Here is a 12,818-nt window from a genome sequence, read left to right on the forward strand (position 1 = left end):
CCTCTAGTCGATGCGCTGTCGGTAATACAGCGCCCGGACGCGGAGACCTTCATGTCGGCCACCCCCAGTCAGAACGACGGCGCCAGCCCGGTGGACGCCCCCGGCCTGACCGAGGAGCAGCGCCTGCGCCGCCGCAGGCTCCAGGCGCAGAAGGACAGGGCCGCCGAACAGGCCGCACAGGTCCGCGTGATCGAGGTTGCGCCCGCGGCACGGCGCGCCCGGATGCGGCGGCGGCACGTCTTCATGGCGCTGAGCTTCTTTCTCATCGTTGTCGTGCCGACCCTGATCGCGGGGCTCTACCTCGAGTTCCGGGCGGCCGACCAATACGCCTCGACCGTCGGCTTCACCGTCCGGCGCGAGGAAGGCGGATCGGCGATCGAGCTTCTGGGCGGGATCTCCAGCCTGGGGGGCACCTCGTCGTCGGACACCGACATCCTCTACGAGTTCATCCAGAGCCAGGGCCTGATCCGGGCCGTGGACGCGCGGCTTGACCTGTATGCCATCTACGGCAAGCCCGAGTCGGACCCGATCTTCACCCTGTCCGAGGACGCAACCATCGAGGAGCTGTCGGACTACTGGTCGCGGATGGTCCGCATCCTCTACGATGCCGGAACCGGCCTGATCGAGTTGGAGATCCGCAGCTTCGACCCCGAGGACAGCCGCGCCATCGCGCGCGCGATCTTCGAGGAGTCGAGCGACATGATCAACGAGCTGTCGGCCATCGCCCGCGAGGACACCATCGGATATGCCCGCGAGGAGCTGGAACTGGCGCAGGAGAACCTGCGGACGCAGCGCGCACTTCTTCAGTCGTTCCGCAACGAGAAGCAGATCGTCGATCCGGCCGCGGACCTTCAGGGACAGATGGGTCTGGTCAATTCGCTCCAGGCGCAGCTCGCCTCCGCACTTATCGAGCTGGACCTGCTCGGCTCGACCACGCGCGAGGGCGATCCGCGTCTCGACAGCGCGCGCCGCAAGATTTCGGTGATCCAGTCCCGCATCGAGGAGGAGCGCGCCAAGTTGGGCGCCGTGGGGACGGAAGGGCCGGACGCCTATGCCGACGTGATCGGCCAGTTCGAGACGTTGCAGGCCGACCTGGAGTTTGCGCAGCAGGCCTATACCGCGGCGCAGACCGCCTATAACGCGGCGCTGGCCGAAGCGCGCCGCAAGAGCCGCTATCTGGCCGCCTATTCGCCGCCCAGCCTCGCCGAAGCGTCGATCTACCCCAAACGCGCGGTCCTGCTGGGCGGGGTGTTTCTCGTGCTGTTCGGGCTCTGGGCATTGATGGTTCTGGTGTTCTACGCCCTGCGGGACCGTCGATGATCGAGTTCCACGGCGTCTGCAAGACGTTCCACCTGTCGGGCAGCAGGAAGGTCATCGCCGACAACATTTCGGCCGTCTTTCCGCCGCGGCGGTCTGTGGCCCTTCTGGGGCGCAACGGCGCGGGCAAGTCGAGCCTTCTGCGGATGATCTCGGGCGCGATCCGGCCCGATCAGGGGACGATCCGCACCACGGGGTCGGTGTCTTGGACGGTGGGATTCCAGGGCAGCTTCCACCCCGACATGAGCGGCGCGCAGAACGTCCGTTTCGTGGCCCGCGTCTATGGCGTGGATACGGACGAGCTTCTGGATTTCGTGGCGGATTTCGCCGAACTCGGCGGCCATTTCGATCAGCCGGTCCGGACCTATTCCTCGGGGATGCGGTCGCGGCTGGCCTTTGCCGTATCCATGGGCATCCATTTTGACACCTACCTCGTGGACGAGGTGACGTCGGTCGGCGACGCGGCCTTCAAGGTCAAGAGCGAGGCGGTGATGAACGACCGGTTGCGCCGGTCGGGTGCCGTGGTCGTCAGCCATTCCATGGGCCTGATCCGGCGCATCTGCAACGCGGCCGCCGTGCTGGAGCGGGGGCATATGACCTACTACGACAGCATCGACGAGGGCATCGCCGCGCATGAGCGCAACATGAACGCCGTGGCCCCCGACGACGATTGAAGACGGGGTCCGAGGCCCTTAGACGACCAGCATCCCGTGGTCGAGATGGTGGAGCGACCCGATCCCCTGCAGCGTCACGCTGTTGCCGTCCCCGAAATCGAAGGTCACCTGACCGCCGGCCACATGGGCGTATCGCGCGATGATCTCGGTCGGGTCGGTCAGGCCGTCCACCAAGGCATCGTCGATGAACAGCCGATCGTGGCGCGGGGTGAAATCGGTGATCGTGTCCCGGCCGCTGCCCGCCTGGAAGACGAAGATGTCGCGGTCATCGCCCCCCGTCAGCAGGTCGTTCCCGTCGTTGCCCGCGATCGTGTCCCGCCCGGCACCGCCCATCAGGGTGTCGTCGCCGTGATACCCCAGCAGGCGGTCGCTGCCGGCGCCGCCGGACAGAAGATCGCCGCCCACGCCCCCGAACAGGGTCGAATCGTCGGCGCCGTCGAGGATCGTGTCGTTCCCGCCATAGCCGATCAGCTTGTTGCGACCGTCGCCTCCGTCGAGCAGGTCGTCGCCGTCCTCGCCCACGAGACGGTCGTCGCCATCCTCCCCCATCAGGACGTCGTCGTCCTCGCCTCCGTTGAGGACGTCGTTGCCCTCACCGCCGCGCAGCGTGTCGCGCCCGCGGGAGCCGATGAGGATGTCGTCGCCGCCACGCCCCATGATGAAGTCGTTCCCCCAGGAGCCGTTGATGAGGTTGTCGCGGTCGTCGCCCCGCAGGTCGTCGTCGCGCAGCCCGCCGCGAAAGGCCTCGACGTCGAAGAACAGGTCGCCTGCGGCGTCGCCCGCGTTGAAGGACGGATCGAGAAGGTCGAACTTCAGCGGTTTGCGCGACCCTAGGTAGTCTACCGAGTCGAACCCCTCCCCCCCGATCAGGCGATCGGCCCCCGGCCCGCCGATCAGCGTGTCGTCGCCGCGGCCCCCGTCCAGCGTGTCGTTGCCGCCGTTGCCGATCAGCATGTCGTCGCCGTCGCTGCCCGCCAGCAGCTCCCCCAGGTCGGTGCCGGTCAGGGTGTCGCCAAGGGGCGGTTCGGGCTCGGGCTCGGGTTCGGGCGGCTTGACCTGAGGCGGCTCGACGCCGGGCAGCGGTGTGACGTTGCCCAGTGGCCCGCGCGACGCCGCGCCGATATCGATGGTCGCCAGGATCGCGTCGATCCGCAGGGTGCCGCCATGATGCGACCGCAGGACGATGGTCTCGTCCCCGAAGGTCAGGATCGCCCCGGTGGCGGTGGATTCGATCGTGATCGAGGATGCATCGCGCAGCGCCTCGACCCGCGACAGGTCGAGCCGGTCCTGTGCCGGGTCGAAGTCCGCCACGGTGTCCACCTCCCCATCCGCCGAAAGGGCGAAGATGTCCGCCCCCGCCCCACCCGTCATCGTATCGCGCCCCGTGCCATCGATCAGAATGTCGGCACCGTCGCCCCCGGTCAGACGGTCGTCCCCCGCCGCGCCCCAGAGAACGTCCCGGCCTGCCGTTCCGGTCAGGACGTCCCCCCCCGTGGACCCGGTCCGCAGCTTGCCCATGCCCGCGAGCGACAGGACGAACTGTGAGATCCCGGCCTCCGCCTGGCTGGACACGAAGACCTGCAACTCGTCGCCCACGACCGCCGCCGCGATGTCCGAGACGTTGGCGAGGCTCGTCCCGTGATCGTCGGCCAGCGTGTCGAGGTGTTGCAGCCGACCGTCGGGCAAAAGCAGGAACAGGCTGACCCCGTCGTCGGCCCCGCCCGCCAGCACGAAGGTCCAACCGTCCGCCATGACCGTCTCCAGCGCGGTGATCCCGGCGAACCGTGTGTCGCGCGTGTCGAGCAGATGTTCCGTAGGTGTCAGCGTGCCGTCGGCATCCAGCTGCATCACGCTGATCGAGGAACTGCCTGCGCCACCTACGAGGACATGGGTGACGCCGCCCACCACGGCCGTCCGCAGCACGGTGGGGATCGACAGGCCGAGGCCGTCGTCATGACCGTGGCGATCCGTCTCGGTCAGCGCGCCGTCCGTGCCCACGCCGAAGGCCATGACCGCATTCGTCCCGTTCACCGCCGCCAGCAGGAAGGTGGCGCCGCCCACGTCCACCGACGTCATGTCGAGGACGTCGCCCCCCGGCATGTCGCCCGTCACCGCACCCGCCTGCCTCAGCTCCAGATCGTCGCCGATGTGGAACCCGGTCAGGCCGGCCACCCCGCGTTGCGAGACATAGACGAACTGCTCCCCCGCCGTCCGGGCCGTCGCCGCCCCGGTCAGGGGGCCGTCGAAGGCGGCCGCGTTCTCCAGCACGCCCCACCGGCCGAGGTGGCCGCCGTCGCCCACGTCGAAGGTGATGAGGTCATCGGTCCAGGTGCTGTCGATGAAGACGTAGGAGGTGCCCTGCACCGTCACCGAAGCCATCCCCTTCATCCCGAAGGACGACAGCCAGCGGGGCATGTCGCGAAAGTCCACGTCCCGCCCCAGGACGTCATCGTCCAGCCCGTGCGTCTGGATGCCGTGGTCCACAAGGCTGAGCGACTGGAGGAAGATCTCTCCGCCTTGGCGATGAATCTGGAGGTCGACGATGCCGCTGCCCGTCGTATCGGTGGCGGGGGCAAGCTGTCCGCGGTGGATGAGGAAGGCCATGGTGAAGGTTCCGATAAGAGGTCGGAACCTTGGTCAGCGTCATAAGTGGAGGCTGCGGGCCATCCTTGCGGCCAACATTGGGCAAATCGCGCCCATTCGAGACGCAACAGCACCGTCTTTTAGGACAATTCAGGCGGTGAGGCCCGCCGGACAGCGCGCGTAGTCGTCGGCATAGCGGATGATGTCGTCCTCGCCCAGATAGCTGCCGGTCTGAACCTCGATCAGCTCCATCGGCCGCTCGCCGGGGTTCGACAGCCGGTGCCGCGCCCCTTGCGGGATGAAGACGGAGCCGTTCTGCTCCACCAGCCGCTCCTCGGTACCGATGGTGACGCGGGCCGTGCCCGTGACGACGACCCAGTTCTCGGCCCGGTGGACATGGCTCTGCAGGCTGAGCGAGGCGCCGGGGTCGACGACGATGCGCTTGACGCGGAAGCCCTCTCCTTGGGTCAGCGTCTCGAAATAGCCCCAGGGGCGACGCTCGCGCGGGAAGCTGTCTGCCTGCGCCACGCCGTCCGCCCGGAGCTTCGCGACGATGGGCCCCAGTTCGCCCGTGCGGTCGCGACTGGCGATCAGGACGGCGTCGGGCATCGCCACCGCCACCACATTGTCGAGCCCGAGCGCGACGAGCCGCTGGTCGCTTCCCTCCACCCGCAGATAGGTGTCGCGACAGTCGAAGGCATGTGCCCCGCCCTCGGTCGTCACGCCCCGGCCGTCGGCGGGGGACAGGCGGCGCACCGCGTCCCATCCGCCAAGATCGGACCAGTCGCCGTCGTGCGCCGTGACCCAGAGGTTGCCGGCCTTTTCCAGCACCGCATAGTCGACCGAGACGTCCTCGCAGTCGCGCCACGGCGCCTCGCCCAGGCGCAGGAAGCCCAGGTCCGCGCGCGCGGTCGCCATCGCCGCCTTGACGCGGTCGAGGATGTGCGGGGCGTGACGGCGGAACGCCTCCACCATCACCCGGGCGCGGAACAGCAGGATGCCCGCGTTCCACAGGAAGACGCCGCTGGCCAGCATCGCCTCGGCCTCCGCCCGCGCGGGCTTTTCGACGAAGCGGCGCAGTGGCGCGCCCCGCGCGGTCAGCGGCCCATCAGGATGGAGGTAGCCGAAGCCCGTCTCCGGGCGGTCGGGCCGGATGCCGAAGGTCACGATGCGCCCGGCCCGCGCAGCCGGCTCGGCGCGGCGGACGCTGGCGCGGAAGGCCGCGTCGTCGGCGATGCGGTGGTCCGACGGAACCGCGAGGACGAGCGCATCAGGGTCGGCGGCTGCGACGGCGATGGTCGCGGCCAGCAACGCCGCGGCAGTGTTGCGGCCCTCCGGCTCAAGGAGCACGGGGCCGGGGTCGACCCCGACCTCGGCAAGCTGCTGGGTGACGGTGAAGCGGAAATCGGCGTTCGTCACCAGCACGGGCGGCGCGAACCCCGGCTGCGCGAGCCGCAGCGCAGCCTGCTGGAACAGGCTGCCCTGGCCCACGATGGCCGCGAACTGCTTGGGATGGTCCCGCCGCGACAGGGGCCAGAGCCGCGTCCCCGCGCCCCCGCACAGGATGACCGGTGTGATCGTCGTCGTCATGGTGCCGTTCCCCGTCCGAATCCCCGGTTTTCCGGGGTTCGGACGAGGGTTGCCGAGAGTTGGTTAAGCGTTCCTTAACGCGGGACGTCCGAATGCGCGACGTGGCCCCCGCGTCACGATCTGGATGCCGATGGCGTCGCTCTGCAAGGGTTCCGCCGCGCCGGGCCCCCACGCGCGCAAACGTTCTTGCGCGCGTCCCGCGCGCCCGCCTTGCCGCTCGGGCGAGGCGTGGCTATGGCCTCGCCCGAGCGGCCCGCCGCCCCAATTGCCCCGGAGACAAGACATGACGACGACCGCACGCAAGGGAATCATCCTGGCCGGAGGATCGGGCACGCGGCTCTATCCCGTGACCGCGGGCGTGTCGAAGCAGCTTCTGCCGGTCTACGACAAGCCGATGATCTACTACCCGATCTCGGTCCTGATGCTGACGGGCATCCGCGAGATCGCGATCATCACCACCCCCGAGGACCAGGCCCAGTTCCGGCGCACCCTGGGCGACGGTAGCCAGTGGGGTCTGCGGCTGACCTATGTGGCCCAGCCCTCGCCCGACGGGTTGGCGCAGGCATACCTTCTGGCGGAGGAATTCCTCGACGGCGCGCCTTCGGCCATGGTGCTGGGCGACAACGTGTTCTTCGGCCACGGCCTGCCCGAGATCCTGCGCGCCGCCGATGCGCGCACGGACGGCGGCACCGTCTTCGGCTATCAGGTGGCCGACCCCGAACGTTATGGCGTGGTCGATTTCGACGCCGACGGACGCGCGCGCCAGATCATCGAGAAGCCCGCCGTGCCGCCGTCCAACTATGCGGTGACGGGGCTCTATTTCCTCGACGGCACGGCGCCCGCACGCGCCCGCGACATCGCGCCCTCCCCGCGCGGAGAGCTGGAGATCACGTCGCTTCTGCAGATGTATCTCGACGACGGCGCCCTGTCGGTGGAGCGGATGGGCCGGGGGTATGCCTGGCTCGACACCGGGACGCACGGCAGCCTGCTCGACGCGGGGAACTTCGTGCGCACGCTGGAGAAGCGGCAGGGCCTGCAGACCGGCTGCCTGGAGGAGATCGCCTTCCATGCGGGCTGGATCGACCGGGACTGCCTGCTCGATCAGGCGGGCCGCTATTCCAAGAACGGCTATGGCGCCTATTTGCGCAACCTGACCGATGAGGCGAGGACAGCCTAGGCCCGGACGGCCTGGCGCGCCAGCCGCGCCAGAAGGCCCTGCCGGTCCACCGCCCCGACGATCCGGCCGGACCGCTGCACCGGGATGCGGCCGTCGCGCATGGCGCAGAGCCGGATCAGGTCGCGCACCGGCATGTCGGCCGGAATCGCCTCGCCCGTGCCGGGGGGGCCGTCGGTCATCGCGTCGGCCGCGGTCAGCACCCCCAGCGGGTTCATGTGGGCCACGAAATCGGCGACGTAGTCGTTGATTGGGTTGGTGAAGATGTCCGACGGAGTGCCGGCCTGCACGATGCGGCCGCCTTCCATCACCGCGATGCGCTGGCCCAGCTTGAACGCCTCGTCCAGGTCATGGCTCACGAAGACGATGGAGCGTTTCAGCCGGGCCTGAAGCTCCAGCAACTCGTCCTGAAGCCGGGTGCGGATCAGCGGGTCGAGCGCGCTGAACGGCTCGTCCATCAGGAGGATCGGGGCGTCGGTGGCGAAGGCCCGGGCCAGGCCCACGCGCTGCTGCATCCCGCCCGACAGCTCGCCCACCTTGTGATCCGCCCAGTCGGTCAGGCCCACGAGTTCGAGCTGCCGGTCCACGGCGGCATTGCGGTCCCGGGCGCCCATGCCCGCCAGCTCCAGCCCCAGGCCCACGTTGTCGCGCACCCGCCGCCAGGGCAGCAGGCCGAACTGCTGGAACACCATGGCGACGCGGGTCTGGCGCAGACGGCGCAACTCGGCCTTCTTCGCGTGGGTCACGGAGACCATCCGCTCCCCGTCGTCGATTCGCACCTCGCCCCGCACCAGCGGGTTGAGCGCGTTGACGGCGCGCAGCAGCGTCGACTTGCCCGACCCCGACAGCCCCATGAGAACGAGGATCTCGCCCTCCTCCACCGTCAGCGAACAGTCGTGGACACCGAGGACCTGCCCCGTCTCCTGCTGGATCTCGGCTCGGGTCATGCCCCGGTCCATCAGCGGCAGGGCGCTTTCAGGCCGGTCCCCGAAGACGATCGAGACGTTGTCGAACTCGACGGCGGGCCTGGTCATGCGTTGTCCTCGACCCGCTCGAAACGCAGGTGGCCCGCGATGCGGGAGACGCCGGTGTCGCGGGGGTGCTGTTGCCCGTCCATCACCGGAACGACGGGAAGGAAGGGGTCGTGTCCGTCCAGACAGGCAAGGTTGACGCCGTATTCGTCGGGCTCCGACCGGCGCCGGTGATGCGTGTAGATGCCGCAGATGCGGCAAAAGAAGTGCTGCGCCGCCCCCGTGTTGAAGGTGTAGCGCGTCAGCGTCTCCTCGCCCTGCAGGACGGCAATGTCGTCCAGCCGGGCGCTGACCGCCACCGACCCCCGCATGGCGCAATAGGAACAGGTGCATCGCCGCGCGGTTTCGATGCCGTCGGTCAGCCGGACGGTGAAGCGGACCGCGCCGCAGTGACAGGCGCCCCGGTGGATCACCGCCGCTCCATCCGCAGCATCCGGTCGAGCATGATGGCCACGACGACGATGATGAACCCGCTTTCGAAGCCCAGGGCCGTGTTCACCTGGTTGAGCGCGCGTACCACCGGCACCCCGAGGCCGTCGGCGCCCACCAGCGCGGCGATGACCACCATCGACAGCGACAGCATGATCGTCTGGTTCAGCCCCGTCATGATCTGCGGCATGGCATAGGGCAGTTCGACCTTCCACAGCGTCTGGCGCGGGGTGGCGCCGAAGGCCTGCGCCGCCTCGGTCAGGGCGCGGGGGGTGGAGGAGATGCCCAGATGCGTCAGCCGGATCGGCGCGGGCAGCACGAAGATCACCGTGGCGATCAGGCCCGGCACCATGCCGATGCCGAAGAACACAATGGCCGGGATCAGGTAGACGAAGGTGGGCAGCGTCTGCATCAGGTCCAACACCGGCCGCATCCAGGAATAGAGACGCGGGCGGTGGGCGGCAGCGATGCCGATGGGCACGCCGATGGCCATGCAGACGAGGCAGGCAGACAGGACCAGCGTCAGGCTTTCCGTCGTCTCCTCCCAATAGTCCTGGTTGAGGACGAACAGGAACCCGAGCGCCACGAACAGGCAGACCTTCCACGACCTCTGCGCGAACCAGGTCAGCGCCACGAAGACCGCGATCACGACCAGTTCGGGCGGCGTCTGCAGGAGCCAGAGGATGGCGTCGATCATCGCCTCCATCACGCGGGCCAGGCCGTCGAAGAACGGCTGGCCCACGTCCTGCAGCCAGTCGAACCAGGAGGCGGCCCATTTGCCGATGGGGATCTTGTTGTCGGTCAGCCAATCCATCGGACGCTCCGGCGCGGGGAAAGGGGGGCCGCGCCCGGCCCCCCGCAGGTCATTCGAGCGCGGCCGTCACGGCCTCGAGGCCGTCGCCGCCGTCCAGCGTCGTCACCCCGGAGAGCCAGCCGTCCAGCGCGCCCGTGTTGGCGCGCAGCCAGTCCGCGGCCGCGTCCTCCGGGTCGGCGCCGTCGTTCAGGATCGCGCCCATGATCTCGTTCTCCATCGCCAGCGTGAACTCCAGGTTCTGCAACAGCTGCCCCACGTTCGGACAGTCCGCGACATAGCCCGCGCGCGTGTTGGTCAACACCGTCGCGCCGCCCAGGTCGGGGCCGAAGAAATCGTCGCCACCCTCCAGATAGGTCAGGTCGAAGTTGGCATTCATCGGGTGCGGCTCCCATCCGAGGAAGACGATGGGCTCCTCCCGCCGGGTCAGGCGGTCCACCTGCGCCAGCATCCCCTGCTCGCTGCTCTCGACGATCTCGAAGCCGCCCAGGCCGAAGGCGTCCTGCTCGATCATCGACTGGATCAGACGGTTGCCGTCGTTGCCCGGCTCGATCCCGTAGATCTTGCCGTCGAGCGCGTCGGCATTGGCGGCGATGTCCTCGAAGGAGGCGATGCCCAGGTCGCGCGCCGCGCTGTTGGCGGCCAGCGTGTACTTCGCGCCTTCCAGGTTGGTGCGCACGACGTCCACGGTTCCCGCCTCGCGGTAGGGGGCGATGTCGGCCTCCATCGTGGGCATCCAGTTGCCGAGGAAGACGTCGATGTCGCCTTCGGCCATCGAGGTATAGGTGATGGGCACCGACAGCACCTTGACGTCGGTGTCGTAGCCCAGCGCCTCCAGCAGGGTGGTCGCCACGGCGGTGGTCGCGGTGATGTCGGTCCAGCCGACGTCGGCCAGGGTGACGTCGGAGCAGGCGGGGTTGGCCTGCGCGTAAGCGGCGCCGGTCAGCGCGCCCGACATGAGCGTCAGGGCGGATGCGGCGGACAGGATGCGGATCATTCGGAACTCTCCCGGTTGTTGACGTTCGCCTCTCGGGCGGTTTTTATTGACTGGCGGATCAATCAAGATAACGGTCCGCCGCCTTGCAACTGACCGGATAGTGCTTTGCCCCGCACCGGAATGGAACCCCGCCGTCGCGACGACCTCGTCCGCGCCGCCATCGCCGAGATCGCGGCCTGCGGCACGGCCGACGTCACCGTGGCCCGCATCGCCCGGCGCGCCGGCATGTCGCCGGCACTGGCGCACCACTACTTCGGGTCCAAGGACCGGATGCTGCTGGCCGCCATGCGCCACGTCCTGTCGGTCTACGGCACGGCCGTCCGCGATGCCCTTCATCAGGCCCCCACCCCCCGCGCGCGGCTGGAGGCCATCGTGCGGTGCAGCTTTGCGCCCGCGAACTTCCGCGACGAGGTGGTGGCCGCCTGGCTCAACTTCTACGTCCAGGCGCAGCGCAGCCCCGACACGCGTCGCCTGCTGCAGGTCTATCACGCGCGGCTGCGGTCGAACCTGATCCACGCGCTGCGCCCGCTGACCCCCGATCCGGCACTTCTGGCCGAAGGCATCGGCGCGATGCTCGACGGCCTCTACGTGCGTCAGGCGCTGCGTGCGGACGGGATGACGAGCGAGGCCTCCACGGCGCTGGTGCTGGGCTATATCGACCGGGGGCTCGGGGCATGACGGGTCCGAACGTCCTCATCCTCATGGTCGATCAGCCGAACGGCGCGCTGTTCCTCGACGGTCCCGCCGATTGGCTCCATGCGCCGAACCTCCGCGCCCTCGCCGCCCGGTCGCGCCGGTTCCGCAAATGCTACGCCGCCTCGCCCCTTTGCGCGCCGGGGCGGGCCAGCTTCATGTCGGGCCTGCTGCCGTCCCGGACCCGCGTCTACGACAACGCGGCCGAGTTCGCCCCCGACATTCCGACCTATGCCCATCACCTGCGCCGGGCGGGCTGGCAGGCCTGCCTGTCGGGCAAGATGCATTTCGTCGGCCCCGACCAGCTGCACGGGTTCGAGGAGCGGTTGACCACCGACATCTATCCCGCCGACTTCGGCTGGACGCCGGACTATCGCGAGCCGGGCGAGCGGATCGACTGGTGGTATCACAACATGGGGTCCGGCACCGGCTCCGGCGTGGCCGAGACCACGAACCAGATGGAATACGACGACGAGGTCTGCCACCACGCCCGGATGCGGCTCTGCGACCATGGGCGCGGCCACGACCCTCGGCCATGGTGCCTGACCGTCAGCTTCACCCACCCGCACGACCCCTACGTCGCCCGGCACGAGTCCTGGGACCTTTACGCTGACTGCGGGCACCTGACGCCGCAGGTCCCCCAAATGCCCCCTGAGGATCACGATCCCCATTCGAAGCGCATCCTCGACGCCAACGACCGGGGCGACTTTGACGTGACGAAAGAAGACGTCCGCCGGTCCCGCCGCGCCTATCTCGCCAACATCAGCCATCCGGACGCCAAGGTGGGCGAGATCCTGAAGGTGCTGGACGACACGCGGCAGGAGGCGGTGATCCTGTTCGTCTCCGACCACGGCGACATGCTGGGGGAGCGGGGGCTGTGGTACAAGATGTCCTTCCTCGAAGGCTCCGCCCGCGTGCCCATGATGATCTGCGCGCCGGGCATGGAGCCGGGGCCGGACCTCACGCCGGAGAGCAACATCGACGTCTGTCCGACGCTCTGCGACCTCGCCGGGGTGGACACGTCGGAGGTGGCGCCCTGGACCACGGGGCGAAAGCCTCGTGCCCCTGGGGCAGGGCGGGGTGCGGGATACGCCGGTGGCGATGGAATACGCGGCCGAAGGCGGCTTCGCGCCGCTGGTCGCGCTGCGGCAGGGGCAGCGGAAATACACCCGTTGCGACCTCGACGCCGAACAGCTGTTCGACCTCCACGCCGACCCGCACGAACCGACGAACCTTTCGGGCGATCCGCAACATCGCGACACGCTGGAGCGATTCCGCGCCAAGGCCGGCACCAGGTGGAACCCTGCACGCTTCGACGCGACGTGCGCGAGAGCCAGGTGCGTCGCTGCGTCGCCGACGAGGCCTTGCGGCAGGGCGGACACTACCCCTGGGACTGGCACCCGATGCGCGTGGCCAGCGAGCGGTCCATGCGCAACCGCATGGACCTGAACGTCCCGGAGGAGAGCCAGCGGTTTCCGTGGGGGAAATAGGGGGCGGGACCAGCGCTCGCGCTTCCCGA

The 12,818-nt window shown here is 69.0% G+C and carries 10 protein-coding genes and 1 pseudogene; 5 read left to right on the forward strand and 6 right to left on the reverse strand.

Features of this window, described 5'->3' with window-relative positions; all coding sequences use genetic code 11:
• Nucleotides 1–51 precede the first annotated feature (51 nt).
• Nucleotides 52–1,320, forward strand: a complete 1,269-nt coding sequence (locus JAN5088_RS09755; RefSeq protein WP_233489755.1) for a KpsE/RkpR family capsule polysaccharide export protein — start codon at nucleotides 52–54, stop codon at nucleotides 1,318–1,320.
• Entirely contained in the window at nucleotides 1,317–1,991 is a 675-nt protein-coding gene (locus JAN5088_RS09760) for an ABC transporter ATP-binding protein (protein WP_055682634.1), read from the forward strand. The genes JAN5088_RS09755 and JAN5088_RS09760 overlap by 4 nt, the downstream gene beginning before the upstream one ends.
• Nucleotides 1,992–2,009: 18 nt before the next feature.
• On the opposite strand, the gene JAN5088_RS09765 is transcribed toward JAN5088_RS09760, so the two are convergent.
• The gene (locus JAN5088_RS09765; RefSeq protein WP_055682635.1) at nucleotides 2,010–4,595 is read right to left on the reverse strand and encodes a calcium-binding protein; all 2,586 of its coding nucleotides are present in this window, start codon (nucleotides 4,593–4,595) and stop codon (nucleotides 2,010–2,012) included.
• A 129-nt stretch (nucleotides 4,596–4,724) separates the two neighbouring features.
• Nucleotides 4,725–6,164 carry a mannose-1-phosphate guanylyltransferase/mannose-6-phosphate isomerase gene (locus JAN5088_RS09770; RefSeq protein WP_055682636.1) on the reverse strand — a complete coding sequence of 480 codons (1,440 nt, stop codon included), beginning with the start codon at nucleotides 6,162–6,164 and terminating at the stop codon, nucleotides 4,725–4,727.
• Nucleotides 6,165–6,447: 283 nt separating this feature from the next.
• On the opposite strand from JAN5088_RS09770, the gene rfbA reads away from it, so the two are divergent.
• The gene (gene rfbA / locus JAN5088_RS09775; RefSeq protein WP_055682637.1) at nucleotides 6,448–7,341 is read left to right on the forward strand and encodes a glucose-1-phosphate thymidylyltransferase RfbA; all 894 of its coding nucleotides are present in this window, start codon (nucleotides 6,448–6,450) and stop codon (nucleotides 7,339–7,341) included.
• Here rfbA and choV read toward each other — a convergent pair.
• From choV to JAN5088_RS09795, 4 genes are read right to left on the reverse strand one after another with little or no spacing between them, the layout of a single operon-like run.
• Nucleotides 7,338–8,372, reverse strand: a complete 1,035-nt coding sequence (gene choV / locus JAN5088_RS09780; protein ID WP_055682638.1) for a choline ABC transporter ATP-binding protein — start codon at nucleotides 8,370–8,372, stop codon at nucleotides 7,338–7,340. The genes rfbA and choV overlap by 4 nt on opposite strands.
• A complete protein-coding gene (locus JAN5088_RS09785) occupies nucleotides 8,369–8,782 on the reverse strand; it encodes a GFA family protein (RefSeq protein ID WP_055682639.1) in 414 nt (137 codons plus the stop codon). The genes choV and JAN5088_RS09785 overlap by 4 nt, the downstream gene beginning before the upstream one ends.
• Nucleotides 8,779–9,612 (reverse strand): choline ABC transporter permease subunit, encoded by an 834-nt coding sequence (gene choW / locus JAN5088_RS09790; protein WP_055682640.1) that lies wholly within the window; start codon nucleotides 9,610–9,612, stop codon nucleotides 8,779–8,781. The genes JAN5088_RS09785 and choW overlap by 4 nt, the downstream gene beginning before the upstream one ends.
• Nucleotides 9,613–9,661: 49 nt before the next feature.
• The gene (locus JAN5088_RS09795; protein WP_233489782.1) at nucleotides 9,662–10,567 is read right to left on the reverse strand and encodes a choline ABC transporter substrate-binding protein; all 906 of its coding nucleotides are present in this window, start codon (nucleotides 10,565–10,567) and stop codon (nucleotides 9,662–9,664) included.
• 144 nt (nucleotides 10,568–10,711) lie between these two features.
• On the opposite strand from JAN5088_RS09795, the gene betI reads away from it, so the two are divergent.
• Nucleotides 10,712–11,284 (forward strand): choline-binding transcriptional repressor BetI, encoded by a 573-nt coding sequence (betI, locus tag JAN5088_RS09800; protein WP_074962450.1) that lies wholly within the window; start codon nucleotides 10,712–10,714, stop codon nucleotides 11,282–11,284.
• Nucleotides 11,281–12,789 (forward strand): annotated as a pseudogene (gene betC / locus JAN5088_RS09805) (choline-sulfatase). The gene betI and the pseudogene betC overlap by 4 nt, the downstream one beginning before the upstream one ends.
• Nucleotides 12,790–12,818: the final 29 nt, after the last annotated feature.

Origin of the sequence: Jannaschia rubra (assembly GCF_001403735.1) — a bacterium.
GTDB classification, from domain to species: Bacteria; Pseudomonadota; Alphaproteobacteria; order Rhodobacterales; family Rhodobacteraceae; genus Jannaschia; species Jannaschia rubra.

Bases quoted from the DNA above. Each gene is read 5' to 3' on its own strand.
- JAN5088_RS09755 (WP_233489755.1), top strand. From the start codon at position 52: ATGTCGGCCACCCCCAGTCAGAACGACGGCGCCAGCCCGGTGGACGCC.
- JAN5088_RS09760 (WP_055682634.1), top strand. From the start codon at position 1,317: ATGATCGAGTTCCACGGCGTCTGCAAGACGTTCCACCTGTCGGGCAGC.
- JAN5088_RS09765 (WP_055682635.1), bottom strand. From the start codon at position 4,595: ATGGCCTTCCTCATCCACCGCGGACAGCTTGCCCCCGCCACCGATACG.
- JAN5088_RS09770 (WP_055682636.1), bottom strand. From the start codon at position 6,164: ATGACGACGACGATCACACCGGTCATCCTGTGCGGGGGCGCGGGGACG.
- rfbA (WP_055682637.1), top strand. From the start codon at position 6,448: ATGACGACGACCGCACGCAAGGGAATCATCCTGGCCGGAGGATCGGGC.
- choV (WP_055682638.1), bottom strand. From the start codon at position 8,372: ATGACCAGGCCCGCCGTCGAGTTCGACAACGTCTCGATCGTCTTCGGG.
- choW (WP_055682640.1), bottom strand. From the start codon at position 9,612: ATGGATTGGCTGACCGACAACAAGATCCCCATCGGCAAATGGGCCGCC.
- JAN5088_RS09795 (WP_233489782.1), bottom strand. From the start codon at position 10,567: ATGTCGGGCGCGCTGACCGGCGCCGCTTACGCGCAGGCCAACCCCGCC.